Source organism: Bradyrhizobium sp. AZCC 2230, assembly GCF_036924495.1.
Taxonomy (GTDB): domain Bacteria; phylum Pseudomonadota; class Alphaproteobacteria; order Rhizobiales; family Xanthobacteraceae; genus Bradyrhizobium; species Bradyrhizobium rifense.
The window spans coordinates 3,923,737-3,950,588 of the sequence record NZ_JAZHRS010000001.1 but is presented as its reverse complement, the minus strand read 5'-3'; the positions used below and the strand labels follow the sequence as shown (position 1 = coordinate 3,950,588).

Here is a 26,852-nt window from a genome sequence, read left to right as displayed (position 1 = left end):
CTTTATATAAGGGGCAGTTCCGGCGCGCCTGAAGCTTGGTTTGTCAGCTTGGGTTTGACCCGGGTGCCGGCTTGGCCGAGGGGAGACCCGTGCAGACGACGCTGCTCGGATTGGCAATTGCCTTCATCTTAGCGCTGCTGGCCGCGCTGATCGGGCCTTATTTCGTCGACTGGAACCAGTTCAGGCCCCAGTTTGAGGCGGAGGCGAGCCAGATCATCGGCGTGCCGGTGCGCGTGGCGGGCGCGCTCGATGCGCGGCTCCTGCCGGCGCCGACCCTGCGGCTGCGCTCAGTCACCTTCGGCGGCAACAACGATCTCGGCCGTCTGCGCGCCGACAAGCTCGACGTTGAGTTCAGCCTGAGCTCGCTGATGCGGGGCGAATGGCGCGCCACCGAGCTTTCGGTCGGTGGCATGGCGGTGGATCTCGGCCTCGACGCCAAGGGCAAGGTCGATCTGCCGTCCACCGCGAGCGGTACCTTCAACCTCGCTTCGCTCGCCATCGAGCGGCTGAACCTCACCGGCCGCATCGCGCTTCACGACGCCGCCAGCCGCGCGACGCTGGAGCTCAACGACATCGTCTTCTCCGGCGACGTGCGCTCGCTTGCCGGCTCCGTGCGCGGCGATGGCAATTTCACTGCCGCAGGCACGCGCTATCCTTTCCGCGTCTCCTCCGGCCCGAGCCCCGACGGCAGCGCCACCCGCCTTCACCTCAACATCGATCCCGGCGAGCGTGCCGTCCTGGCCGATCTCGAAGGCGTGCTTGCCTTCGACAACCGCCAGCCGAAATTCGACGGCGCGCTGACCCTGGCTGTGCCGCCGACGAAGAAGCCGGGCGAGGCAGGCCCGACGCCGTGGAAGCTCACCGCAAAACTCAAGGCCGATCCGGCTGGTGCCAAATTCGATCAGGTCGACGCCAGCTTTGGTCCCGAAGACGCCGCGCTGAAGCTCGGCGGCGTCGGCGATCTCAGGTTTGGCGCCTCGCCGCTGCTGCGCGCGGTGCTGTCGGCGCGGCAGGTCGATGCCGACAAGCTCGCCGGCCGGGACGATGCCGAGCCGCTGCGCATCCTGCCGGCGTTGCGCGGAGGTCTTGCCGCGATTCCGCAGGCGCCGATCCCGGCACAGATCGAGTTCAACTCCGACCAGATCATGCTGGGTGGCCGTCCGCTCCAGAACATCACCGCCGAGCTGCAGACCGATGGCCGATCCTGGACCTTTCAGCGGCTCGAGCTGCGCGCGCCCGGCACGACGCAGTTGTCGCTCAACGGCGCCACGCCCGGTGCCGACAGCTTTAGCGGCCGGCTCAGCGTCGAGTCCTCCGATCCCGATACGCTGGTGGCGTGGCTCCTGGGCCGCAATGAGGTCAACCGCCGCAGCACGCGACCGCTCCGCCTTGCCGGCGACGTGACGATCGCCGCCAACCATCTCGCCATCGACAAAATGAAAGCCGACATCGAAGGCGGCGCCGTCGAGGGACGCATCGCCTTCGCGCAGACCGGTGCCAGCAAAGGCTCGCGGATCGATGCCGACCTCAAGGCCGACCGGCTCGACCTCGATGCCGCCGCGAGTTTTGTCCGCGCGCTCGCCGGACCGCAGGGCGAATGGCCGGAGGAGGCAAAACTCTCGCTTGACATCGGGCGCGCGATCTCGGCCGGACAGGAGCTGCGGCCGTTCGCGGCCAAGCTCGGCTACGGTCCGACCTCGCTGTCGCTGGAGCAGTTGCGCTTCGGCCAGGCCAGCGGCGTGACCACGGAGGCGAGCGGCAGTTTTGATCGCACCAGGGCCACCGGCAAGCTCGCGCTGAAATCCTCGGCCAATTCGCTGGGCGATCTCACGGCGCTGCTGGAGCCGATCGCGCCTGCGCTGCGCGCACGTTTCGATGCGATCGCGCCATTGCCGGGCGCAACACGGCTGAAGCTCGACCTCAGCCTCGACAAGAACGCCGAACATGCCGATCGCAGCGACGCGCGCGCCGTCTTTGATCTCGATGCGCCGCAGCTCAAGGCCACCGCGACGCTCACCGCGCAGCTGCCGGTCGCCGCGGTCAACGGCATCGACATCGACAAATTGCGCAACAGCGACTTCACGCTGGAGTCGAAACTGTCATCGCCGCAGGCCGCTTCGCTGACGGCGCTGCTCGGCCTCGATCGTCTGGTCGCCGCAGGCGAGGGCGCCTCGCAGATCGAGGGCAAAGTGAGCGGCGCGTGGCGCCGGCCCCTGCAACTGAACGCCAAGCTCAGCGGCGGCGGGCTTGATGCAGATGCGCAAGGCAGCGTCGAATTGTCGGCGCCGGAGCCGAAGGCCAGCGTGAACTTGCGCGTCCGCAACGCCAATCTGGCGCCTTTGTTCGGGACCAGCCCGGCCGACAAATCAGCACAGAATGTGAGCCTGTCCTCCCGCGTCGGACTATCCGGCAATCGCCTGACCTTCGACGATCTCGACAGCACCGCTTTCGGCTCGCATCTGCGCGGCCGTCTCGCCATGACGCTCGATCAGGAGAAGCGCGTTGACGGCGAATTCGGGCTCGACACGCTCGATCTGATGCCGGCGCTTGCGCTTGCCGTCGGCGCGGCCGGACGTGACAGCGGCCAGCCGCTGAGCGCAGGTCTCGTCAGCGGCTGGCGGGGCCGGATCGCGTTCCAGGCATTGCGCGGCAACTGGCCGGGTGGAATCGAGATGCGTCCGTTCAGCGGCACGATCAGTGGCGATGGTCAGTCGCTCGCGCTCGATGCACTCAAGGGCGGCGTCGGTGGTGGCGAGATGACCGCAAGCCTCGATGCGCGCAACGGCGCCAACGGTCTGGCGCTGAACGTGCACCTTGATCTTACCAATGTCGATGCGGCGTCGCTGCGCTACCGTGATCTCGCGCTGCCCAAGGGGCGCGTCTCGGTGCAGATGACGCTGACGAGCCAGGGCCGCAGCGTCTCGGCGCTGACCGGCGCGCTCGCCGGCAACGGCACGGTGACGCTGGACGCAGCTGAAATCTCAGGCCTCAATCCGCGCGCCTTCGAGATCGCCATCCGCGCCAGCGACGGCGGGCAGGTCAGCGACGACAACCGGTTGCGCCAGCTCGTCGAGCCCGCATTGTCGGCCGCTCCTATTGCGGTTGCCTCGGCGCAGATCGCGTTCACGATCCGTGACGGCCGCCTGCGCGTCGGCGCAACTCCCCTTGAAGCGAAGAACGCCCGCGCGATCGTTTCCGGCGGTTACGACATTCCCGCCGACCAGGCCGACATCCGCGCCAGCCTGACGCCGATCATGACCGGCCTCTCCGGCGCGCCGCCGGAGATCCAGCTGTTTGCGGCAGGCCCGCCCGACAGGCTCAGCCGCACCGTCGATCTCACGCCGTTGTCGTCGTGGCTTGCGGTGCGCACGATCGATCGCGAGACGCGAAGGCTCGACGCCATCGAGCGCGGCGAGCCACCGCCGGCCACCGCCGCGCTGCCGACGCTGGTGTCGCCCGAGCCTGAGCCCGCGCCGTCGTTGACCGACGTGCCGATGCCCGGCCGCGATCCGCGCCGCGCGCCGCCGAAGGTGAAGGTTGAGCCCAAGGTCGCACCGATGCCGAAGGCGCCGCTTGCAGCGCCCGCCGTGCCGAGCCCGCCGCTTGCAAGCCAGCAGGTCGCGCCCCTGCCGCCGCCGATCGAGGTGCGGCCCGCGCCGGGCCCGCCGCCGGCAAAACCCCGGCCGAAGCCACCGCTGGTCCTGACGCCGTCGAATCCGTAGGGCGAAGTTGATTTGGGAGATTGGGCCGCGGGCTCCTCTTACCTCTCCCGCTTGCGGGAGAGGTCGCGCCGAAGGCGCGGGTGAGGGTTCTATCCTCTTGGGGGCTCCCACTGCGGAGGCACCCTCTCCCCAACCCTCTCCCGCAAGCGGGAGAGGGAGCGCACCTTCCGCCTTGCGCGGTGGTAACCACAGTCGCTCGCATTTGAACGAATTTTCGTCGGCAAAACTGAGCTGCTGATTTTACTGGATTCTCGCGTTTGATCCCTAGTGTCGGTTCCCAGAGGAATTCGGCGTCCGGCCCGCACAAGCAGGATGGCTCGCCGAGGAACTACCAAGAACTGGGGTTATCGAGATGAACGGGGCACCAACGCTTCTGCAGGATCTGGACGACGCGATCGCGCGCGGCACCGACGAAAGCCGGGCGAAGGCGTTGTGGCATGCGACCGATCTTTTGATCACCGGTCGTTACGTCGACGACGAGATCAGCATGTTCGGCGAGGTCATCGGCCGGCTTGCCGACGAGATCGAGGTCGAAGCGCGGGCGCAGCTCTCCGAACTGATGGCGGGCTGCGACCATGCTCCGCTCAACGTCATCGAGAAGCTCGCTCTGGACGACGAGATCGCGGTCGCCGGCCCCGTGCTGCGCGACTCGACCCGGATCGACGAGAAGGTGCTGGTCGCGAGCGCCATGACCAAGGGCCAGGCGCATCTGCTCGCGATCTCCCAGCGTGATGCGATCGGCGAGGCCGTCACCGACGTGCTCGTCAAGCGTGGTAACCAGGAGGTTGTCACCTCGGTCGCCAGGAACGAGGGCGCGCGCTTCTCCGGCTCGGGCCTGCTGCACATGGTCCGCCGCGCCGAGGGTGACTCGATCCTCGCCGAGCAGCTCGGCCTGCGCAAGGACGTGCCGCGTCACATCTTCCAGCAGCTCATCTCCAAGGCGTCGGAAGACGTCCGCCGCCGGCTCGAGACCGAGCGCCCCGAGATGATGTCGCAGATCCAGAGCTCGGTGACCGAGGTCACCGGCGATTTGCAGTCCAAGTTCGGCCCGTCCTCGCGCAGCTATTTCGTCGCCAAGCGCGTGGTGACGACGCAGTACCGGCAGGGCAACCTCAACCAGGTCTCGATCTCGAACTATGCGCGCCAGCACCGCTTCGACGAGGTGCAGATCGGCCTCTCGCTGCTGTCGTCGCTGCCGGTCGACGTGATCGAGCGCGCGCTGATGGACCGCAACCGGGAGATGATCCTGGTGCTGTGCAAGGCGCTCGACTTCTCCTGGGACACGACGATGTCGCTGTTGTTCCTCGGCGCCAAGGATCATCTGATCACGGCGCGCGAGCTCCACGACAATGAGCGCGATTTCGGCCGGCTCAAGATCGAAACGTCACGCAGCATTCTGAAGTTCTACCAGTCGCGCAAGAACAGCGCCGGCACCGATCCCGCGACGGGTCGTCAGCCCGAGCTCCAGGTTCACTGAACGGGACATCGAGGGAGTATTTGCAATGTTGCCTCAATTCGGCACCGCAGTTCGCAAGAACAAGAGCCTCACCAACAACCTCGACGCCGAGACCGGCGGAGCGGCTCCGGAGAAGGCCACGGTCGACGCCGCATGGCTCGTGCTGGAAGCCGCCAATGATCTCGGCGACCACGCCGCCATCGAAGCCTGCCGCCGCGTCATCGACGCCGAGCTGAACGGCACGGTCGCCGCCAGCGCGGATACCGATCTCGTGCTGGGATATTTCCGGTAACGGACGTAAAGTCTGATCGGCCCATCTCTACCTTTGCGCTTATATCCGACATGATGTAGCCTCCACTTGCGGGCGCCGAGAGGCGGCTGCAGGCAATGGGGTTCGGAGCGGTCGCTATGGGGCGGCGTGTCTTCCTTGTTGGTGGTTCGGCGCGAGCGCACGTGCTCGCCGCGCATTGTCATTTGCACGAAAATATCTGGAAGGCCTCCGGTGCTGCGCGCAGCGCCATCGGTGGCGCACGATTGCTGATTGCGATGTAGCGACGGCATTCACGCCGTCATGATTGAGAGCTTCACCCTGATTGGAGCCGATGATGAAATTTGATGTGCGCGTACCATTGATTGCCGTCGCCGCCCTTTTCGCCGGCTTCATCGTCGCATTAGCCCAAGACAAGCCTCAAGATAAGCCAGCGCCGAGCAGTCCCGTCCATCTGCAACAGGGCTGGAGTGACGAGACCGCCGATCGCTGGCATTTCATCTCGCAGGGAACGGCGCTGATCCCCTATGAATGGTTCGTCGCGCTGGAGCAGCCGGGACAGCCTTCCGGGCAAACCGCGTTGATCAAGGCGCCCGACAATTTGCAGCGTCTGGGTTTCCTCCCCGAATCCGTCAACCCGACCAACAATCCGGACGGTCTCGCGATCGGTCTCTACAGCACGCCGGTGGATATTCCAGACGGCAGGCACGCCTGCTGGAGAGGCAATTGGCTCGGCCTTGGCTGCGCCGGCTGTCACACCGGGCAAGTCAGCTATCGCGGCCAGCAGATCCGCATCGAGGGCGGTCCGTCCCATATCGATATCGATTCATTCGTCGGACAGCTGGTCGGGTCGATCACCGCGGTCCTGCAGAATCAGGACGGGGCCGGGCAGCGCTTCATGGCGCGGGTGAAGGCGCCGCCTGCCGACGTGCAGAGCGGATTGCAATGTTTCGGCGGCGTCCTGCAGGCGGCCGCCAAGTTCAACCAGATCGTCGGTGGAAACTCCGGCGATACGGCGGGCGGGGCGGGCAGGCTGGATGCGCATGGCGCCGGCTTGAACCAGCTGCTGGCCGGACCATTCAGGCTGATGACCGACCCGTCGGACATCGGCGAGACCAGGAATTACGCGCATCTGACCGCGCCGGTGCGATACCCGGCGCTGTGGGACACGCCGCGCTTCAGCTGGGTTCTGTACAACGCCTCGATCCGTCAGCCGCTGACGCGCAACATCGTCGAGGCGCTGGGTGTGCTCGCGCCGATCAAGCATGACGCGACGATGATCACGCCCGACGTGATGCACGGGGTCCAGATGGAGAATGTCGTCTGGGGCCAGCGCAAGCTGATGGATCTGCGCTCTCCGCGCTGGCCCGAAGCCATTCTCGGTGCATTCGACCAGAAGCGGGCGCTGCGCGGCCAGCTTGTTTATGTCAGCGCGTGCGCGAATTGCCACGAAGCCGCGCCTGCTGAAGCGGCTTCCGGGGCTTGCAGCGAGATCCAGGTCCCGCTGGTCGATCTCCGCAGGATCGGCACCGATCCCGAGCAGGCGACGACGTTCAACCGCCGCAGAATCGCGCTGTCGAAGATCGGTGGTCCGGACGTGATGTCCAACTACAAGGCCGCCGAGGTTCTCACCGGAAACATCGCCGCGCAGTGGATCGGCCGGTCCAAGGACAACGCGGCCAGCGCCGCCGAGATCAATTGCGGGCGTCCCAACCAGTACAGGGCACCGCTCGCGTACCGGGCAAGGCCGCTCAACGGCATCTGGGCGATGGCGCCCTATCTGCACAACGGCTCGGTGCCGTCGCTGAATGATCTCCTGCTGCCGCCAGGGCAGCGACCGAAGACCTTCTATGTCGGCAATTGGGAGTTCAATCCGGACATCGTGGGATACGACATGAAGGCGCAGGCGCCGGGCGCGTTCCTGTTCGATACGACCGTGCGCGGCAACTCGAATGCCGGGCACGTCTACGGAACGGATATGACCGAGGACGACCGCAAGGCGCTGATCGAATATCTCAAGACGCTCTGAGCGGGCGCTTCAGTCCTTGCGGCAGGTGAAGCAATAATAGGGGCAAGTGCCGTCGGCGAAGGACGCATGCAGCTGCGTGCCCGGAATGCCGGCGAACTCGTGTGAGACGCCGAGCAGCATCCGCGGCACGATCTCGTCCGCCAGCGCCGTGCGTCGCGCGCCGTCGAGCTCCAGCGCGCGCGCCACATTGGCGGTGATGTCGTCCTCTTGGATCAGGCGCAAGCGCGACTGGGCCAGGGCCTCGCGCGGGTACACGTCCTTCGACCGGTCTTCGAAGCACGCCATCAGGAAGGCGCCACCCGGCCTGAGCACGCGGTGGACCTCCTCCAGAAAGCGTCCCATGTCGCCATAATGCTGCGCGCTCTCGACGTTGACCACGACGTCGAAACTCTCGTCCGCGAACGGCAGGCTGAGCGCATTGCCGACGCGGAAGGCGAGATTGCCCTGGTCGGCATAGCGCACCTTGCTGAAGCGGATCGCCGGCTTGCAGATGTCGAGCCCGGTGTAGCTTTTGGGGTGGAGATATCGCGCGATGTAGGACGCGCCGCCGCCACGGCCGCTTCCGACCTCCAGCACATCCTTCCCCTCGATCGCGGAACCCGATGCGACATGATGATAGAGCTGGATCGCGTAGCGATCGGGCTCGTCGGCGGCTTGCAGCGCGACCTGCTCGCCGTTCAGCGAGGCATAGCCGTAGTTGAGGAACCGGATCGCGGCGTCCCTGTCGAGGTTGCTCAGCAGGGAGTACCAGGCATTGGTGAAAAGCTGGCGCGCGGCGCGCGAATAAAACAGTTTTACGACGGCCGAGTGGATCGGGCTTGCCGCCGTCGGATACGGGTCCTGCTTCACGGATGAATACTCTCACGCGAAAATGGGGAACGCTTCCACCATCAAGCATGAGCCAGGGTCCTTGATGCGTCAACAAGCGCGACGCTTGCCTGCCGCGATTGACTTCATTCCTTGGGGGGATATACTTTAGGTTTAGTACAGATATAGCGGACCCCGCGTGATGACTGGGCAGGTTGCTGCCTGGTTGGAGAAGGTCGGCCTCCCTCAATACCTGAAGTCCTTTTCCGACCACGGCATTGATTTCGACATCCTCTCCGAGATTACGGATCGCGATCTCGCGACCATGGGCGTCGTGCTGGGGCACCGGCGCAGGCTGCTGCGTTCGATTGCCGAGCTCGACGTTCCCCGGGCGCGTCTGCTCGCACCGAAGATCGACGCGGGCGCCGAGCGCCGACAGCTCACGATCATGTTCTGCGACCTCGTCGGTTCGACTGCGCTGTCGCAGCAGTTCGATCCCGAGGAGATGCGCGAGATCCTGCAAGCCTATCGCGAGGCCGCGACCGCGGTCATCGCGAGCTATGACGGCATCGTCTCGCGATTGGTGGGCGACGGCATCCTGTCGTATTTCGGCTATCCATCCGCTCACGAGGACGATGCCGAGCGCGCGGTCCGCGCCGGGCTCGAGATCACCGCCGCGGTCCAGGCCATCGACGTGCAGCCGGGATTGCGGCTGGAGGTGCGGATCGGGATTGCGACCGGGCTCGTCGTGGTCGGCGATCTCATCGCAAAGGGCGCCTCGAGCCGGCTCGAGGTGATCGGCGAGACGCCGAACCTCGCGGCCCGGATGCAGGCCTTCGCCGAGCCCGGCACCGTCATCACAGCCTCCTCGACGCGGCGGCTGCTCGGCAATCTGTTCGAGCTGCGCGCGCTCGGCACGCGCGCGATCAAGGGATTCACCGAGCCGATCGAAATCTGGGCGGTGGAACGTCCATCGCCGTCCGCGAGCCGCTTCGAAGCTTACCGCTCGGCGGGCTTCGCCGGCTTCGTCGGCCGCGAGCATGAGCTCGACCGGCTGGCCGAGTGCAAGCAGCGGGCTTGGCGCGGCCAGGGCCAGGTCGTGCTGATTTCCGGCGAGCCCGGCATCGGCAAGTCGCGGCTGGCGGCGCATTTCCTCAATGAGCGGGTCGCGGCGGAGCCGCACATCCGCTTGCGCTATCAGTGCTCGCCGCATCATCGCGCCAGCGCGCTCTATCCTGTCATCACGCAGCTGCAGCGGGCGGCGAAGCTTGGCGCCGGCGACGGCAACGCACAGCGGCTGCGCAAGCTCGAAGCGCTGTTCGGGCGCAGCGATCTGAAGACGCCGACGCTGGTGCCGCTGTTTGCGGATCTGCTGTCGATCGCCACCGACGGACGCTATCCGCCGCTCGACTGGACCCCGCAGCAGCTGCGGCGCAATACCCTCGCCGCGCTGATCCAGCGCTTGCAGCGCCTCTGCGCCGAGGCGCCGGTGGTCTGCATCGTCGAGGATCTGCATTGGGCCGATGCGACCTCGCTCGAGCTGCTCGGGCTCGCGGTCAGGCTGGCCGACCAGCTTCGCCTGCTGCTCGTGCTGACATTCCGCGCCGAATTTTCGCTGCCATGGATGGGCCCGGCGAATCTGACGACGCTGGAGCTCGGACGGCTCAAGGAGAGCGACGTCCAGCGCATGATCGCCGAGGTGATCGGCAGCCGCGCGGTCCCGTCCGAGCTGGTCACGCAGATCGCGACGCGGACCGACGGCATCCCGCTGTTCGTCGAGGAGCTGCGACGCGCACGGTGCTCGAGATGGGCGTTCTCGAAAAGGGGGCGGGCGGCCGCTACAGGATGGCCGGCAGCCTGCCGCGCCTGTCGATCCCGACGACGCTCCAGGATTCGCTGATGGCGCGGCTTGACCGGCTCGGGCCGGCCAAGGAGGTCGCGCAAGTGTGCGCCGTCATCGGCCGCGAATTCTCCGACGTGCTGCTGCGTGCGATCTCGGACAAGGACGATGCGGAGCTCGATGCCCGGCTCGCCCAGCTCGAAGCCGCCGAACTGATTTTCCGCAGCGCCTCCGCACCCGAAAGCGTCTATACGTTCAAGCACGCGCTGGTGCAGGACACAGCTTACGAAAGCCTGCTCCGGAGCAGCCGGCGGCGATTGCATGAGCGGATCGCAGCCGTGCTCCAGGAGAAATTCCCGGACGCCGCCGCCGCAGCGCCGGAAATCGCCGCGCATCATCTCACGCAGGCCGGCCTCGTCGAGGACGCCGTCGAGTGGTGGGGCAAGGCGGGGTGACCGGTCCTTGCGCAGTTCGGCCTATCCCGAGGCGATCGCGCATCTGACCAAGGCCATCGGCCTTGCGGAAGGCCTCAGCGAAAGCCCGGCCGGACAAAGCCGGCGGCTGCAATTGCAGATCGCCTATGGCAACGCGCTGATCGCAACGCGCGGCTATGGCGCGCCGGAGACGTCGGTCGCGTTCGCACGCGCGCGCGAGCTCGCCTCCAGCCTCAAGGGCGCGCCCGAGCGCTTCGCCGCCACTTACGGCCTGTGGGTGGGCAGCCTCGTTCGCAGCGAGCTCGGATCGATGCAGGAGCTCGCGCAGGCGTTCCTGCACGATACCGCCGACCGGCCCGACGCGCCGGAGGCGGGGATCGCGCATCGCGTCTGCGGCATGACGCGCTGGTTCGAGGGCAATTTCGTCGAGGCCAAGCAGCATCTCGAGCAGGCGATCACGATCTACCGCGACGAGCACGATCGCAATCTCGCCTTCCTGTACGGCCACGATTGCGGGATCGCCGCGGCGATCTACCTTGCGCTGGTGCTGTGGCCGCTCGGCGAAGTCGATCGCGCCGAGCAACTGGCGCAGCAGGCGATCCGCCGTGCGGCCGACAGCGGCCATGTCGCGACGATGGTCTACACGCATTTCCACAAGATCGTGCTCGAGGCGGTGCGCGGCAATCCTGAAGGCGCGAGGCCGCATGTCGATGCGGTGATCGAGCTCAGCCGCGAGCACGGCCTTCTGCTCTACACGCGGGCCGGCAAATTCTGGAACGGCTGGATCCGTTGCCGTCTCGGCGAGCGCACGGCCGGGCTCCAGGAGATGGAGGATTCCATCGCGCTGCCGCTGGTCGGGAAGATGGCAACCGGGCTCTACGTGCCCTTGACCTGGACGCTGCTTGCGGAAGCCAAGGCCGGCGAGGGGCAGTTCGACGAGGCGCTCGCGATCCTCGACGAGCAGCTCGTCGAGGTGGAGCGGACCGGACAGGAATGGTTCACGCCGGAGATCCTGCGCTGGCGCGGCGAGCTGCTGCTGCGCAAGGATCCTATCGATATCGTCGCCGCGGAGGCCGCGTTCATCCAGGCCATCGAGACCGCACGAGCGCAGCACACCGCGACGTACGAGCTGCGCGCAGCCCTTTCGCTGGCCCGACTGTATCAGGCGAGCGGAACGGATGCGCAGGCGCACAGCGTGCTCAGTCCGGTGGTCGGGATGTTCACCAACGCACAGGAGTTGCCGGAGATTTTCGAAGCACGGGCGGCCATGGAGCGTTCCAGCAAGACCAGCCCATGCGCAAACCCATGCGACTGAAAAATTTCTTGTACTTTGCCGATTTCGTGTTCTATCCCCTCGCAAGCGCCGTGCTGGTCGCGGTCGCGTTGCTCCTGAGAGAGCCGCTGCGCTGGGACGAAGCGGTGATCGGTTTCGCAAGCGGGCTGTTGCTCTGGAGCCTCGCCGAATACGTCATTCACCGCTTCGCCCTGCATGGTCCGGCCTTTCTCGCCGCCTTGCACGACATGCACCATTCCGATCCGCGCGCGCTGGTCGGCTCGCCGCTGTGGCTGAGCCTGGGCTCGATCTGTTTGGGATCGCTGCTGCCGGTGTGGCTCTTGGTCGGGTTTGGCAGCGCCTGCACCGTCACGGCGGGACTGATGCTGGGCTACATCTATTTCGGCGCGCTTCACCACATCATTCATCATCATCCCGTGAAGCGCGGCGGATATCTCTGGCGCCTGAAGCGCCGCCATACGCGCCATCATTACGGCAAGCGGCCGTGCAATTTCGGCGTGGTCACCAGCATGTGGGATCGCGTGTTCGGAACGTATTGTTCCGAATGAGCGCGCTCAATCCTGATTGAAGCGCGACCGGCCGATTGGCCGCAGCTATCGTAGGGTGGGCAAAGCGAAGCGTGCCCACGACTTTCTGTCGTAGTGCTGGATCCGTGGGCACGGCGCAAATGCGCCTTTGCCCACCCTACGATTTCAGACTCGTGGAGACATGAATGGATCCGTCGTGCAATCAGCCGCAATTCCAGATCGCGCCGATCGGCGTCCGGGTCCAGCACGGACCGAAACTGCCGCCATTGTAGCGGGAGCCGCCAAAACCGGGCCGGCCGAAATAGTATCGTTCGCCGTCAATGTAGCGGTAATAGCTCGGCACCGGATCGATGTACCAGGGGCGCTGGTTTTCGCGCGCGTAGCGCTTGAACCCGTTTTTCTGCATGAAGATCGGCTGGCTGTTGCTCAGCGGCTGGCGATAGCCCGGCAGGAACCCGTAGCCGTGCCAGGCTTGCTTGGGCTTTTTTGCGACGGGCTCGGCAGGCGCTGTGGCCGGCAGCAGCGACAGGATGACAGCAACAAACAGACATAAGAGGCGCGACATGGGTCGACCATAAACAGTCGATCGCGGGAACGCCATTCAAATTCGAGTGGGATTCTTTGCAGGCGCACGAACGGAAAATCCGGCCGGGCCGAATCGCGGCCCGGCCGTCACGTCCTTGTCGTCTACGCGTTCGCACCGCCGTCGACGGTCAAGGCCGAACCGGTGATGTATTTCGCCTTCTCGCTCGCCAGGAACGCCACCGCATTGGCGATGTCGTCCGGCGCGCCGTAGCGGCCGAGCGCCATGAACTGCTTCAGCGTCTCCGCGGTCGGGCCGTGGGCCGGGTTCATGTCGGTGTTGATCGAGCCCGGCTGCACCAGATTGACCGTAATGTCCTTGGGGCCGAGCTCGCGCGCCAACGCCTTGTTGAACGCGATCAGCGCCGACTTCGATGCCGCGTAGACGCCGAGTACCGGCGCCGGCACGCGGTCGGCGAAATAGCTGCCGATGGTGATGATACGACCGCCCTTGCCGAGGTGGGCCAAGGCCGCCTTGCTCGCCACGATCGGCGAACGCACGTTGACGTTCAGCAGCGCATCGATGTCGGCGAGCGAGATATCATTGAGGCCGCCCAGGCGCAGAATGCCGGCATTGTTGACGAGGATATCGAGTCCGCCCAGGGCGGCGACGGTCTTGTCGACCGAGGCTTTGACGGCGGCGACATCGGCGCTGTCGGCCTGGATCGCGACCCCTTTCCGACCCGAGGCCTTGATGGCGTCGACGACCTTCGCGGCGCTGTCCGCAGACTTTTCGTAAGTGATGGCGACATCGGCGCCTTCCGCGGCGAGCGCCTTTGCGATGGCCGCGCCGATACCCCTGCTTGCGCCCGTCACGAGCGCCCGCTTTCCTGCCAGTGTCATGATCTTCTCCTATTCTGTAGTGATCGACACAGAATATCTGGGATCTTGATCGCCCGCGTCAAGTGAATTATGTGTTGATCATTACAGAAAGAGACGTCATGGCGGGACGGCCACGGGAATTTGATCGCGACGCGGCGCTGGAGGCCGCGATGCTGCTGTTCTGGCGCAAGGGCTTTGCCAGCGCGTCGATGAACGATCTGTGCGAGGCCATGGGCGTCCGCTCGCCCAGCCTCTATGCGGCCTTCGAGAGCAAGGAGGCGCTGTACCTGGCGGCGTTCCAGCATTACGCCACGACGGAGGGGCAGGCGGTCTGGGACAAGCTCGCGGAGGGGGCGACCGCGCGCGCCGGCGTCGAGAATCTGCTGATCAAGGCGGCCGACACATTACCGAAATCCCGCACGGCGCCCGCCGGCTGCATGATTGCGCTCGGCGCCATCAGCGACGAATGGCCGGCCACCATCGCGCGCGAGGTGAGAAAGGTCAGGCTCGATCTGCTGGACAATTTGCGCGCACGGTTAGAGGCGGCAGTCGCCAGCGGCGAATTGCCCGCCGCGACCGACATCGACGCGCTAAGCCGGCTCTATCTCGGCGTCTTCCAGGGCATGGCCATTCAGGCCAAGGACGGCGCCACGCAGGCGGAACTGAGAGGTGCAGCCAAGGCGGCGATGGCGGCGTGGCCGGGCGAGGGCCGGGGTTAGCTCTGCGCCGGTCGATGTGTGAGATCGAACACCTTCTTCTGGTGCGCTGCGGCCTGCTTTGCGCTTGAAGTCTGGGTCAGCAACTGGAGCGCGCCTTCGTCCTCATCATCACTGCGCGACAGTGCACGATCCCTGTAGTCGAGACGGTTGGGAGTACGGGAAATCTTGATGCCCAGAACGGCGAGACGTGACAATGCAGCGATCGTAACGACTGTCTTGCGCGCAATCTCGAGCGTCAGCCTCGGCCAGAACAAGAGAGCGCTTTCAGCGGCCAGGCCCGGACGACGTTCGGAGGGATGACGTAACCGTATGATCCCGCTTTGCAGCGGATGGACCTGCTCAAGCCTTTGCGTCAACGAGAACGTCAACAGCAGCTTCACCAGGCTGCTCATATTGACGCCGGTCGCTGCGCCTCGGAGCAGCAGCGTTTCCATGTGCTCAGGCGTGTAGTACATCGCCCAGGCATCCCGGTAGATGGCCTTCCACTCGTCCTGCGACATGCGGGAATGCGCGGTGCAGACGTGCTCGAGGTCATAATTGTTGAGATCGGGATCCATCGGGATATTGGCAGTCCAGAGGGTCTTGTGATCCTCCGAGCCTGGCAACGGGGTCAGGCAAAAGAACTCGAGGATATCGATCGGCAGCTCGCGTTTGATGATTTCAATATCGTTGCGGATCGATTCAGGCGTATCGGCAGGGAATCCCAGGATGTAGCCCGCGAGCGTGAGGATGCCCTGGTCTTTCCAGGCCAGAAGCATCTGCCGATATTCGGTAATCTTGTTTTGCCGCTTTTTTGCCGCCAGAAGATTGTCGGGGTTGATGTTCTCGAGCCCGATGAATACGCGAGTCACACCTGCGCGTTTCGCTTTCTCGACGAAATTCGGGATCTTGTGACAAAGCGTATCGACCTGGATCAAAAGCCCGAGGGGAATGCCCTCGGATTCCCGCAGCCAGATCAGGCGATCGAGGATTTCCTCCCAATGCTTGTTGCGTGCAAAATTATCGTCGGTGATGAAATACTTGTAGACACCCTGTTCCCAGTTGCTTCGGACCAGTGCCTCGACATCGTCGTGGCGACCGGAATCGCGACTTGCGTCCCTGCACGTTGATGATGGTACAAAACGAGCATTGGTAGGGACAGCCGCGTCCGGCATCGAAGCTGGTACTCAGACCCAAAGTCTTCCGCACGTTCTCAACGGGCAGGAAAGGCACCGGCGTGCCGTCAATGCCAGGCAAGTCGTTGAGGAAATCGTAAGTCGGCTTCAGTTTTCCGGTAGCAGCGTCGTGCAACACGATATCGAGGCGACCTTCCGCCTCGCCAGCAAACAAGGAAACGCCCATGGCGCGGCCGGCCTCCAGATCGACCGCGCCGCCGTCGAGCATCGACAGACAACCCGAGACGTGAAAACCGCCGATCGCGACCTGAATGCCGGCTTCGCGTAGCGGACGGGCAATATCGAGAGCGCGAGGATACTGGTTCGACTGCACGCCCACGAGCATGACGACACCGAAATGATCGTGCCGCGAAAAGCGTGCCATTAGCTCTGGAATGTCGACCCGGGTGCTGAATTCGTCGATCGCCTCCATATCGATCTCGACATCGGGTCCCAGCACGCGACGCGTCAGGCATTCCTGGGCAATTCCATACACGCTGGCGAGCGAATTCGAGGGAATTGTCGCCCGCCACCACCGGATCACATATCCATCTTCGCCATAATGTGACGGTTTGATGAGTACGAGCTGGAATCGCCGTTTGAGCGGAAGGGCCGAAGCAGGCATGGGTCACTTCCCGGTTTCAGACCCTTTTAGCTAGCACGTTTCGGTAATTTGTTTTGCGACAGTTTGTGTCCGGTTCGGTCAAATGCAGACCTTGCGTGCCGGTTAGCCCTTGTCAGCACAGTATCTGGAAGGTTCGTAAGGATGGGTATCCTACGAGCTGGTCTATAAATCCGGCGTACGCAAAAAAGGTGGCCAATGGTTGAACGTCCCGACGGTCAGGAAAGCGCTCCACAAACAGGCTTCGCCGGCGTCACACGCAAAATTCTCGAGCGTCTTCCATTGCCGGGCAATCAGGAACTCATGGTCGTCGAGGTCACCTATCCGCCGGGCGGCGTCGCTCCGCTTCACCGCCATCCCGTGGCGGGCGCGATCTATATCGTCGAAGGCGTTGCCGAGTCCGCTTATGGCGATGACGCTCCGCGACAATATCGCGCGGGCGAGACCCTGCAGGACCGGGCCGATCTTCCACACACGCACTTCCGCAATTGTGACCCGGACCGTCCGCTCCGTTTTCTCACCATCTACGCGCTCGAGCCCGGGCGCTCCTACACGATGGAGCCGTAAGCGATGACAGTGCGGTGTTGCGGCGTTGGGCCGGGGGATTGATCTATCTCAAGACTATATCCGAAATGCGGGCCCAGCTTATTTACGGAAGGCAGTGATGCATCCAGAGGAGCGGGAGGCGAAGCATGTACCGGCATATTCTCATTCCGACTGACGGGTCCGAGCTGGCGGAGCATGGCGTGACGCACGGGTTGGCGCTGGCGAAGTCCCTTGGAGCCAAGATATCTGTCATCTTCGTTGTGGAGCCGTTTTCAGAAATGACGGGGCGGTTCCGTGAAGCAGTCGCAACATATGCCGAACTGCGCAGGGAACAGGCCAAGAGCGCATTGGATCGCGCGGCAAAGGCGGCCAAGGAGGCCGGCGTTGCCTGTGAGCCGATTCAATTGGAGAACGGCCAACCCCATCAGGCCATCATCGCAGCAGCTGAGGATAATGGTTGCGATCTCATCGTCATGTCATCCCATGGGCGTAGCGGCCTCTCGATGCTTCTGATCGGTAGTGTGACCAACAAGGTTCTGACGCAGGCGAAAACTCCCGTGCTGATTTGTCAGTGAATGCGTGGACCTTACAGGCCTTACGCGCCGGCTAGGCCTCGTCGGTCCCGGCACGCTGGAAGCGGGCAATCCGGATTTATGCTCACCGTTGGGCGCGGTAGATCACCACGTCCTCGCCGTGATGCGTCGTGCTTTTCTCGAGCAGGTAGTTCGACTTCACCAGCACGCGGCGCGATGCGCCATGTGCGACGGAGACGAGGCCGATGAGGGACGGCAATTTCAGCTGTGACAGCCCGATGTCGGTCATTGCAGTCGCGATCTCGCTCGCAAGACCCTGGCCCCAGAGATCGCGCTTGAACGTGTAGGCGATCTCGATCTCGTCGATGCCGTCCACGCGGATATGCCGAATTCCAGCTCGCCCGGCGAACGCGCCGTCTTTCGTTCGCAGAACCCAGAGCCCAAAGCCGTGCTGGTCCCAATGCGCCATGTTGGTGGCGAGATAGGTCTTCGTGACCTCGGCCGAGCGCACGCCGCCGAGAAAGCGGGAGACGTCGGGATCGAGATGGAGTACGACGAGATCGGCGAGGTGGCCCTCGCTTAGCCGCTCGGCGGTCAATCTGTCAGTGCTGAATTGATCCATGGAGACAGATAGCGGCTTTTGAAACCTGATGTCGACCGCTTCGCGATGCGAGGCCACGCGATGTCAGCGTCGGTTGGATCGCCTGGACTCCGTTTCAAGCCCAAGTTCCGACTTTACCGCGTTGAGCGCCGCCGCCAGCTCCTCGATATGATAAGGTTTCGGTAAAATCCGGATACCTGCAAGTTCAGCTTCATGGACGGCAGCCTCTGAATAGCCGCTGGTCAGCAGGACGGGGATGTCGCTGCGCCGTCTTTTGATTTCCTGCACCAGCTCGACCCCGTTCATGCCGCCGGGCATCATGATATCGGAAAAGATGAGGTCGACGGCGCGGCCGTCGGCCAGGGCGCCGAGCGCGGCGGCGGCGCTGGCTGCGCGTGTGACCTCGTAGCCGAGCTGTCCGAGCATCTCGCTCACGAGTGCGGCCACCTCGTCGTCGTCTTCGACCAGAAGGATTCGGCCATGGGTGCTCTTTTTCGGCCGTGCCATGTGGAGATCGATGAGATGCCGCTCCCCGGAGGGAACGGTGAGCGATCGCGGCAGGTAGAGCTCGATGCTGGTGCCTTGGCCGAGCTCCGATCGAATGCGGACCGTCCCCCGCGACTGCGTCGCAAATCCGTGAACTTGGGCAAGCCCGAGGCCTGATCCCTTTCCAACCTCCTTGGTCGTGAAGAACGGCTCGAACACGCGCGACAGGATCTCCGGCCCCATGCCGACGCCGGTATCGATGACCGACAGACGCACGAAATCTCCGGCGATCTGCTCGTCGTTCAGGTCGGGGAGGTTTTCTCCTCGCACCAGAATCGTGCCGCCATTGGGCATGGCGTCACGGGCGTTGACGGCGAGGTTGAGGATCACCAACTCCAGCTCGCCGGGATCGACCTCGACCGGCCAGAGCGTGTCCGGAAATTCGAATTCGACGTGGACGTCGCCTCTCAGGCTTCGATCGAGCAGTTCGCGCATGCCGCCCATCTGCGAGGCAACGTCGACCGGCTCCGGCCGGAGCGTCTGCCGGCGAGAGAACGCAAGCAGCTGCTTGGTCAGGCTGGCCCCGCGCTGTGCGGCCTGGACCATCCCGTCCATCAAGCGGCGACGGCGGTTTGGGTCTTTCTGACGGTCGAGCATGTCCAGGCCACCCGAAATGACCATCAGCAGATTGTTGAAGTCATGCGCCACGCCGCCGGTCAGCTGGCCGATGGCTTCGATCTTCTGAGCCTGGCGAAGCGTCTCCTCGACCCGGGCGCGCTCGTTCATTTCAAGGCGCAATTGCTCATTGGCGTCCGCCAGCGCACGGGTGCGCTCGACGACCAGCTTTTCGAGCTGCTGAGCCGTCTGCTCACGAGCCTCGAGCAAAGCGCGAATCTCGTATTGGCGCCGCCGGGCTCGCATCGCGGACTGGATGGCGCTCGTCAGCGTCATCGGCTGGACCGGCCGTTCAAGCAGCGAGACGTTACGGAGAAGCGCGACGATACCGCGGCGCCAGGCGACGACCGCAGGCTGCTCGCGGTGACTGGTGAGGACGACGAAGGGGAGGTCGGACCATGGCGGCTGGCTGGCGATCCATTGCTCCAGCGACGCCGTGTCCTGCCCGAACAGGCCTTCCTCGGCGAGGAAAACCACCCCCGCGCCGGCCGTCATCTCGCTGACCAGGTCATTGAGACTCCGGCAATTGATGGCTGGAAGGTTCGCGCTGCGGAAAAGTTCGGCGGAAGCCGGCCCGTCGCGGCCAATCGGAGCAAATACGAGAACCTGTTGATCGCGGTCTGCGCTCATCCGGAGGATCCTTCCGGCATTCCCTTGCCGGTATATTGTGGATTACCGGAAAAGATGCCGCTGAACTCGCGGAGGGGCGGGCCGAGCTTGATGCCGGCGCTGCCGAGACGAAACTCACGGATGGTGTGCTCGTGGTGGCCGCTGCGTTTCTTGACGACCGACAATGCGCGCCGCACCGTTCCGGCCATCTCGAAATAGCGCAACATGACCACCGCATCGCTCAAATAGCTGATGTCGAGTGGCGTATCCATCGGGCCGACCAGCCCGTGTTGAGCAAGGACCAGGATTGTCAGAACGCCTTGCTGCCCCAAATAGGTCAGGAGTTCGTGCATTTGCAGGATGAGAAATCGCTCGTCTGGCATCGCGCTCAAATAGCCGTTCAGGCTGTCGATGATGACAACGCGGGCATTGTCGACTTCGACGCTCTTCCGTACATTTGCCGCGAATTCTCCCGGCGACAACTCGGCTGGGTCAATCTGCTGGAACCGGAGATGTCCGGAAGCGACATACTCTTCAAGAGGCAAGCCGAGTGTCTTGGCGCGCGCCTCGACGGTGCCGCGACCTTCGTCGAATGCGAAGAAGGCGGCGTGCTCACCACGTTGGGCCGCAGATGTTGCATAGGTAAGCGCAACGGATGACTTGCCGACTCCGGCAGCGCCAATGAGGAGCGCGTTCGTGCCACGTTCGAGGCCGCCTCCCAGGAGCTGATCGAGCTCGGCGTTACCGCTCGATGCGAGCTCACCGAGAAAGGACCTGTGATGCTCGGCGGCGACCAGGCGGGGAAAGATCCGCAAGCCTCCCGCTTCGATCGTGAAATCATGGAAGCCGCCGCGAAACCGGATGCCACGCATCTTGATCACGCGAAGCCGCCGTCGCTCCGCGCCGTAATCGATGGCGAGTTGCTCGAGCATCACGACGCCGTGCGCAATTGAGTGCAACTGCAGGTCATCCTGGGACGAAGTGAGATCGTCGAGCAGCACGACCGTGCATTTGCGGTTGGTGAAGAAGTGCTTCAGGGCCAACACTTGGCGCCTGTAGCGCAGCGGGTTCTGGGCAAGGAGGCGCAGCTCGGACAAGCTGTCGAGCACCACGCGGGTGGGATTGATGCGTTCGACCTCCCTGAGAACGAGGTTGGTCGTTTCGCTCAGCTCCATCTCGGCGGGATGGAATACCGTGAGCTCGCGGTCCGGATCGAGCGTCGTCTCCGGCGGCACCAGTTCAAAGATGTCGATACCCTCGAGCGACCAGCCGTGGCGTCTGGCGACGAGATCCAGCTCTCGCTTGGTTTCGGACAGGGAAATGTAGAGCACGCGTTCACCGCCACGACCCCTTCCAGCAGAAACTGGAGCGCCATCGTGGTCTTGCCGGTGCCGGGCCTTCCCTCGTAGAGATACATCCGGTTGGGATCGAAGCCTCCTCCGAGGATGTCATCCAGCCCCTCGCTGCCTGTCGAAATCCTCGGCAAATCAAGGGACTCACCGTCTGGAGCGGCGCTGGCTTTGCTGATCATCGAACTTCCTGACGCTTTCACCCGAAAAGGGCGTCATCGGTAATGTCCCGCTGCTGCGGCTTCGACCGAAAGGGACGACAGTAGGAACTGCAGGACGGGCCCCGAGTTCCATTCCGGAAAGCAGGCTTGGTGCGCAGGTTCAGCGGCGCTCATGTCGCGCCGCAACCGGTCCTTACCCTAACCAGAAAGCACGTGGATGGCCGGGACAAGCCCGGCCTTGACGAAATACGCTCAAAACCCAGCCGATCTTTTCCAGCACCGGCAGGCCGCACCTTGAAGGCGGCGCAGAGCAGACCAGCGCTCTTCGGTCAAAGCCGGGACGATTTCATCAAGTCGGCCAAGGCCGATTGCGCTCGCGGCTCACGTGGTCGCTTACCAAACCACGCGGAAGCCGCCTGTGCCCTTGTAGCTGTGATTATCAGAGCTATCGGCGAGGCTCGCATTGTAGGAGACTTCGCCGAAGACGGCATAGCGGCCATTGGCCCAGCTGTAGGTGCCGCCGCCGCCGATGCTACCCCACAGCCGGTCTGGCGCGCTGGCGAAGCTGGTGCCGGCTACATCGACGCTCGTGCCGTTGAGGAACTCGTAGTGGACATTGGCGATGCCGTAGACGTTGGAGCGCACGATGCCCGAGCCGTCATTCCAGGTCTTCTGATGGCTGAGCGCCAGTCCGGCGCGGCCGAGCAAGCTGTCGTCATCGCGCAGCGTCACCCGCGCGCCGAACCGATCGGCGAAGCTGTCGAAATCGACCTTCGAATATGCGAGCTGCGCCTGCGGCGTCAGTGACCAGCCGTTGCCGACTGCGATCCGCCTGCCGGTTTCGACGCTGAAGGCATAGCCCAGCCCTTCATTGCCGTGCGTCATGTTTCCGGTCAGCACCGACGAAAGATCGCTGTGGTAGAACATCGACTGCGCCTGGCCATCGACATAGAAACCGTTGTCGCCATACCAGGTCAGGGTGCCGCCGACGCCAGCGCCTTCCACGCGGATGCGGCCGTTGCCGAAGAGCGACGTGACGTTGGCCGTCGTCAGACCATATTGCGCCGTGAGGCCGACGATCAGCCTGCCCCGCTCATTCTCCAGCGCAAGACCATCGAGGCCCGCCTGCAGCTTCATCTGATCGGCGGTGTAGGTCGAGCCGGTCGTGTTAGAGGGCTGCAGGTCGACGCGCCTACCTTCGATGTGCCCCCAGAATGCCGATGGCGTCGGCGAACCGTCACCCGGCACTGGCGCGATACCTGCGCGCGCCATGGCATCGGTGCCGCCCCAATAGCGGTTGCCGACACGCTGCTGCAATGTCGGCAGCTCGTTGAGGCCGAGCAAGATCAGGGCATAGTTCTCGTAAAGCGGAACACCTGGCTGATAGAGCGGACCGGGAGGTGCGGCAGGGGCCGATGGAGCCGAGCTCGACGGATTGACGAGGCTGGAGCGCAGGTACCAGTCGCCGTCCGCAGGCGTGCTGATACCATTCTTCTGCAGCGTATAGGCGTAGGCGCCGCCGACTACCGCCTGCTGGCCCTGAATGACATAGTTCCCCTGCAGCGTGAAGGTGCCATTCGAGGCGCCGCCGACATCGACGACCTTGATGCCTTCGACGGTCGGCGCTCCAGTGCCGCCGACATTGGTAACCTGCAAGGCCGTGGCGCCCAGGGTGTTGCCCTGAACCACGAGGCGGTCGGTCACTGAAGCGTCGCTACCCAGAGCGGTATTGAGACGAAGCAAGCCATTCCCGCCGACATAATCCCCGGTCACGGTCAGGGTCGTGCCGGCAGCGCCGTTCAGCCTCACCGTGCCCGCGTTGCCAAGCGATGCGACAGTCTGGTCGTGGCCATTGAGGTCAAACGTGCCGCCGCTCAGGACCGAAAACGCCGATGCCGCGCTGAACACGTTCGCTGCGCCCGCCTGCAGCATGCCGGCTGCCACCGTGGTGCTGCCGGCGTTGGTGGCAGCGCCGTTCAGAAGCAGCGTGCCGGTGCCATCCTTCACAAAACCGCCCGCACCGGACAGCGTGCCGTTGAGGGTCAGCGTGGTACCGGAGTCGGTCAGGAACGTGCCGGCGCTCGGCAGGCTGACGAGACGGTTGCTGGCAATGCTCGCGGTGGTCTGCAGCGTACCGCCATCGAGGGTCAAGCCACCGCTCGCCGCACCCAGATTGGTGTCGCTGGAAACGCGCAGCGTCCCGCCCTGGACTGCCGTGCCCCCGGTATAGGTATTGGCGCCGTTCAGAACCAGCGTGCCGAGATCGGTCTTGACCAACTGGGTGCTGCCGCTCAGCACATTGTCGATCGTCGCAATGAAGCTTGCGCCCGTCAGCGTGCCATCGCCAACGCGGACGATCGAGGTCGGCGAACCCGACAAAGCGATGGCACCGCCGGTCAGATGATAGCCATCGGCGGCGAACTGCATGCCCGCGGCCGTGACCTGGCCGTGGCTGTTGTCGACCGTCACCGTGCCGCCGATCCCAGCGAAGATCGCAAATGCGGCGTCGGTGAATGGCGCGTTCACCGCCCCGGTGGCGGTGGTCCAGCTGTCATTGCCGGCGGAGCTTTGCCAAATGCCGTTGCCGCCGTTGACCACACCGTTGTTCTTCGGGCCAGCCGCGCCGTCCCAGAAGTTCAGCGTCAGCCCCGCGGTGTTGACGAGATTGACCTGGTTGGCGATCGAGGTCTGGACGAAGAAATCCGGCGATGGAATCGTGCCGACCTGCAGACCATTGTTGGTCAAGGAGCCATTGTAGCTGATGACCCGGTAGACCCCCGGATCGAACGTGCCGCCCGGTGACACCGTCACACTCAACGTGCCACCGAGCGTGAGATTGCCGTTGACCTTGGTCAAATCGTTCAGGGCCCCGCCGGCGACGTTGGCCTGGCCGAAATTGTAGTTCAGCGCCGATCCGCCGCTGAGCGCGAGGTTCTGCTGGATCGTCAACGTGCCGGGAGCCCCGCCGGTATTGCCGGGCGCGAGTGTGCCGCCATCGGCCACAGCAACGCTGCCACCGATGACGCCGTTGCCGCCAAGCGTTCCCCCGTTGTTCACCGTGGTGAGGCCAGTGGCCGCCGTCTGGTCGCCGTTGACGATCAAACTGCCGGCGGAGATTGTGGTCAGGCCAGTGAAGCTATTGTTGCCGGTGAGCACCGTCGTGCCCGGGCCGATCTGGTTCACCGCGCCTGTGCCCAAGATCGCTCCGCCGAACGTGACTGCGTCGGAGCGGTTGAACGCCAGCACGCCGTTGTTGGTTACATCGCCGAGAATCGAGCCGGTCGTGGCGCCGTTGCCGAGCTGCAGTGTGCCGGCACTGATCGTCGTGCCGCCGGCATAGGTGTTGGCGTTGGTGAGGGTCCAGCTGCCCGCGGTATTGACGACGAGATTGCCGGCGCCGGAAATGATGCCGGAGATCGTATTGGCGCCGCTGAAACTCCCGCCCAGCGTCGCGGTGTTGGTGATCGCCATGGTCCCGGTGAGCGCCAGCGCCCCGCTGCCGTCGTTGCGGAGCGTGCCGTTGTTGAGCAGATAGCCGCGGTTGGTGCTGGCGCCCGCGCCGGTATAGCTCAACACGCCGTTGGAACTGATGCCGACGGTGCCGCTGCCCGAGCCGGTTCCGAGGGAACTGGCCACGCCTAGGTTCGCGAGCACACCGGCCTGCACCGTCACGACTGTAATAGAACTGGTGCCGGCATAAGTGTTGGCGCCGCCGAGCGTGATGGTGCGCCCGCTGGAGCCGCCGAAGAACAGAGGCTGGTTCGGAGTGACGTTGCTGATCACGCCGAGCAGCGCCATGTCGGCCCCGGTGGCGTTGAATCGAATGTTGGCTGATGCGCCGCTGGTCACCGCGATGGCGCCGGTCAGCGTCAGGACGCCGCTGCCCGCATTACCAAGCGTGAAGCCGCCTAAGTTGACGGGCTGGATCGTCCAGTTACGGTTCGAGCTGCTGCCCGTGCCGGTGTAGTTCAGGACCGGGGTCCCGCTGGTGGGGGCCACGAGGACCGTGCCGTTGGCCACCGTGGTCGGCGCGCCCAGGGAGCTGGCCACGCCCAGATTGGCGATGGAGCTGAACGAAAAGTTGGATCCCGCTCCCGCGAACTGGGTCTGGCCGGTATAGTCGTTGGCGTTGTTGCTCAGGATGACCCCGGAAACCGCGATGATCCCGCCCGCGCCGGTGAAGCGGGCCGCGCCGACGCGCGCGCCGCTCAGGGTGACGCTGCCGCTGGTGAGCGTGACCACCCGGCTGGCGACCAGAGGGGCGCCGCTGTTGGCGGTAAGCTGGGTGCCGCCCGCCATCGTGATGCCGTTGCTGGCGGCGCCAAGCGCCGCGTCGCCGATGACGGTGAGGTTGCCGGCAGTGACGTTGACGCCGCCGCTGAAGGTGTTGACGCCGCTGAGGGTCAGGGCGCCCGTACCGGCCTTGGTCAGGCCCGCCGTGCCGGTCAGGACGGACGAGATGGTGGCGGACGTGGCGCCGCTGTCGATGGTCGCGGCTGCGGCCCCGAAATTGACCGTGCCGCCGATCAGGCTTGCCGTGCCTTCCTGGAAGATCAAGCTGTTGATGCTCTGTGTCCCGTTCACCGTCACCGTATAGGCGCCGGTGGCGTCCGTTCCCGCCGAGAAGAACAGCCGGTCCGCCGTCGTCGTGGTGACCGCGCCTGTGGCCGCGGTGCCGGTGGAGCTGGTAGATAGCGTCGTGCCGCCGGCGCTCCAGGTTCCGCTCGGCGCCGGCCCGCCAGCGCCTGCCGTGGCACCGTTCGTGTCCCAAAAGTAATCTGTTGCTTGCGCCGACGTGGCGGCAAGGCAAAGCGGCGCGACCATTATTCCGCAGCGCGCCAACGAGGTGAGCGCAATGCTCGCGCTGCGCGGCGCGCCGAACCGGCTGCGACGCGCCGGCGCGACACCGCCGATGCCGAACGCACCGAGACCGAGCCGATCGCGCCGCAGGCCGAGGGCCTGCTGTGCCCGCCGCAACACCATCATCAATCGTCGTCGCAGCGATCGGCCGTTTTCCTCCGCACCGGCGAGCCAGTTCTTCCCGAAGCGAGCGCAGCGACGAGTGATCATGAGCTCTCCCTACGGTTCTCAGTTCCCTCTTGCGTGCCTGTTCGCGCGATCGCCGCATCGCTGAAGCGGCGACCGGTGCTTTCCTGCCGCGCTTTAGCGAAGCGGCGCGTGTGTGGCATTCCAATTCGAATAAAACAACGAGCGTAGGTTAGTCGGTTGCCATCAGCAACAAATAAATCCTAAAGTCGTAACGGAACTGGTAGCCTGTAACCTCGGCGCAACGCTGATTCAATTCGAACCAAATTTGAGCCTTCACGTTTGCGACTGACTGAGCACGTAGGCGCGAAATGGCCGTGCGATTAACGTTGGACGAACGCGCAATTCGGTTTGAGGCTCCGGCGCACGCAGCGCAAAGGACGATGACCGCATCACGAAGGGGCCTTGCGTCACCGACACGAGGCGGCCCTCGTAGATCGAAATCAGAAAAGCGGTTTGGCCGACCGCGAGAAGAAAGCTGGCGCCCCTACCCCTGAAATGTCATCGGGCCGCACGCCGCGGCCCGTTTTGTTTTCTTGCATAGCCGCGCCGTCAATCAAGGTAGTGTTT

Annotated in this window: 17 protein-coding genes and 2 pseudogenes; 11 read left to right on the top strand and 8 right to left on the bottom strand. The window is 64.4% G+C overall.

The window, feature by feature from the left end:
- Positions 1 to 89 precede the first annotated feature (89 nt).
- From V1280_RS18925 to V1280_RS18910, 4 genes are all read left to right on the top strand, one after another.
- The gene (locus V1280_RS18925; RefSeq protein ID WP_334527125.1) at positions 90 to 3,722 is read left to right on the top strand and encodes an AsmA family protein; all 3,633 of its coding nucleotides are present in this window, start codon (positions 90 to 92) and stop codon (positions 3,720 to 3,722) included.
- 352 nt (positions 3,723 to 4,074) lie between these two features.
- Entirely contained in the window at positions 4,075 to 5,199 is a 1,125-nt protein-coding gene (locus V1280_RS18920; protein WP_334527122.1) for a DUF2336 domain-containing protein, read from the top strand.
- Positions 5,200 to 5,224: 25 nt separating this feature from the next.
- Positions 5,225 to 5,470: a hypothetical protein gene (locus tag V1280_RS18915; RefSeq protein ID WP_334527119.1), complete on the top strand. Its 246-nt coding sequence runs from the start codon at positions 5,225 to 5,227 to the stop codon at positions 5,468 to 5,470.
- Positions 5,471 to 5,780: 310 nt separating this feature from the next.
- A complete protein-coding gene (locus tag V1280_RS18910) occupies positions 5,781 to 7,475 on the top strand; it encodes a di-heme-cytochrome C peroxidase (RefSeq protein ID WP_334527116.1) in 1,695 nt (564 codons plus the stop codon).
- Between the two features lie 9 nt (positions 7,476 to 7,484).
- Here V1280_RS18910 and V1280_RS18905 read toward each other — a convergent pair whose 3' ends face one another.
- On the bottom strand, positions 7,485 to 8,324 hold the full coding sequence (locus V1280_RS18905; RefSeq protein WP_334527113.1) for a class I SAM-dependent methyltransferase: 840 nt from the start codon (positions 8,322 to 8,324) through the stop codon (positions 7,485 to 7,487).
- Positions 8,325 to 8,484: 160 nt separating this feature from the next.
- Between V1280_RS18905 and V1280_RS18900 the strand changes: the two genes are divergently transcribed.
- From V1280_RS18900 to V1280_RS18885, 4 genes are read left to right on the top strand one after another with little or no spacing between them, the layout of a single operon-like run.
- Positions 8,485 to 10,182, top strand: a complete 1,698-nt coding sequence (locus V1280_RS18900) for an AAA family ATPase (protein ID WP_334527111.1) — start codon at positions 8,485 to 8,487, stop codon at positions 10,180 to 10,182.
- Entirely contained in the window at positions 10,182 to 10,577 is a 396-nt protein-coding gene (locus tag V1280_RS18895) for a hypothetical protein (RefSeq protein ID WP_334527110.1), read from the top strand. Before V1280_RS18900 ends, V1280_RS18895 begins: the two co-directional genes overlap by 1 nt.
- Positions 10,578 to 10,584: 7 nt before the next feature.
- Positions 10,585 to 11,871 carry a hypothetical protein gene (locus V1280_RS18890; RefSeq protein ID WP_334527108.1) on the top strand — a complete coding sequence of 429 codons (1,287 nt, stop codon included), beginning with the start codon at positions 10,585 to 10,587 and terminating at the stop codon, positions 11,869 to 11,871.
- Positions 11,850 to 12,398, top strand: a complete 549-nt coding sequence (locus V1280_RS18885) for a sterol desaturase family protein (RefSeq protein ID WP_334527105.1) — start codon at positions 11,850 to 11,852, stop codon at positions 12,396 to 12,398. Before V1280_RS18890 ends, V1280_RS18885 begins: the two co-directional genes overlap by 22 nt.
- 181 nt (positions 12,399 to 12,579) lie before the next feature.
- On the opposite strand, the gene V1280_RS18880 is transcribed toward V1280_RS18885, so the two are convergent.
- Both V1280_RS18880 and V1280_RS18875 read right to left on the bottom strand, forming a co-directional pair.
- A complete protein-coding gene (locus V1280_RS18880; RefSeq protein WP_334527102.1) occupies positions 12,580 to 12,942 on the bottom strand; it encodes a hypothetical protein in 363 nt (120 codons plus the stop codon).
- 122 nt (positions 12,943 to 13,064) lie between these two features.
- Positions 13,065 to 13,805 (bottom strand): SDR family oxidoreductase, encoded by a 741-nt coding sequence (locus V1280_RS18875; protein WP_334538354.1) that lies wholly within the window; start codon positions 13,803 to 13,805, stop codon positions 13,065 to 13,067.
- A gap of 95 nt (positions 13,806 to 13,900) precedes the next feature.
- Here V1280_RS18875 and V1280_RS18870 point away from each other — a divergent pair, with 95 nt between their 5' ends.
- Positions 13,901 to 14,500, top strand: coding sequence for a TetR/AcrR family transcriptional regulator (locus V1280_RS18870; protein WP_334527099.1), 600 nt, complete (start codon positions 13,901 to 13,903; stop codon positions 14,498 to 14,500).
- On the opposite strand, the pseudogene V1280_RS18865 reads toward V1280_RS18870, so the two are convergent.
- Positions 14,497 to 16,279, bottom strand: a pseudogene (locus V1280_RS18865) (B12-binding domain-containing radical SAM protein). The gene V1280_RS18870 and the pseudogene V1280_RS18865 sit on opposite strands and share 4 nt — an antisense overlap.
- 195 nt (positions 16,280 to 16,474) lie before the next feature.
- Here V1280_RS18865 and V1280_RS18860 point away from each other — a divergent pair.
- Both V1280_RS18860 and V1280_RS18855 read left to right on the top strand, forming a co-directional pair.
- Complete coding sequence (locus tag V1280_RS18860; protein ID WP_334527096.1) at positions 16,475 to 16,843, top strand: cupin domain-containing protein; 369 nt, start codon at positions 16,475 to 16,477, stop codon at positions 16,841 to 16,843.
- A 125-nt stretch (positions 16,844 to 16,968) separates the two neighbouring features.
- Entirely contained in the window at positions 16,969 to 17,397 is a 429-nt protein-coding gene (locus V1280_RS18855; RefSeq protein WP_334527093.1) for a universal stress protein, read from the top strand.
- A gap of 82 nt (positions 17,398 to 17,479) precedes the next feature.
- Here the strand turns inward: V1280_RS18855 and V1280_RS18850 are convergent, their stop codons facing one another.
- The 4 genes and pseudogenes from V1280_RS18850 to V1280_RS18835 form a co-directional block, all read right to left on the bottom strand.
- The gene (locus V1280_RS18850) at positions 17,480 to 17,977 is read right to left on the bottom strand and encodes a GNAT family N-acetyltransferase (protein ID WP_334527090.1); all 498 of its coding nucleotides are present in this window, start codon (positions 17,975 to 17,977) and stop codon (positions 17,480 to 17,482) included.
- A gap of 63 nt (positions 17,978 to 18,040) precedes the next feature.
- A complete protein-coding gene (locus V1280_RS18845) occupies positions 18,041 to 19,747 on the bottom strand; it encodes a response regulator (RefSeq protein WP_334527087.1) in 1,707 nt (568 codons plus the stop codon).
- A pseudogene (locus tag V1280_RS18840) lies at positions 19,744 to 21,257 on the bottom strand (ATPase domain-containing protein). The gene V1280_RS18845 and the pseudogene V1280_RS18840 overlap by 4 nt, the downstream one beginning before the upstream one ends.
- Before the next feature lie 372 nt (positions 21,258 to 21,629).
- Positions 21,630 to 26,306, bottom strand: coding sequence for an autotransporter outer membrane beta-barrel domain-containing protein (locus V1280_RS18835; protein ID WP_334527084.1), 4,677 nt, complete (start codon positions 26,304 to 26,306; stop codon positions 21,630 to 21,632).
- Positions 26,307 to 26,852 lie beyond the last annotated feature (546 nt).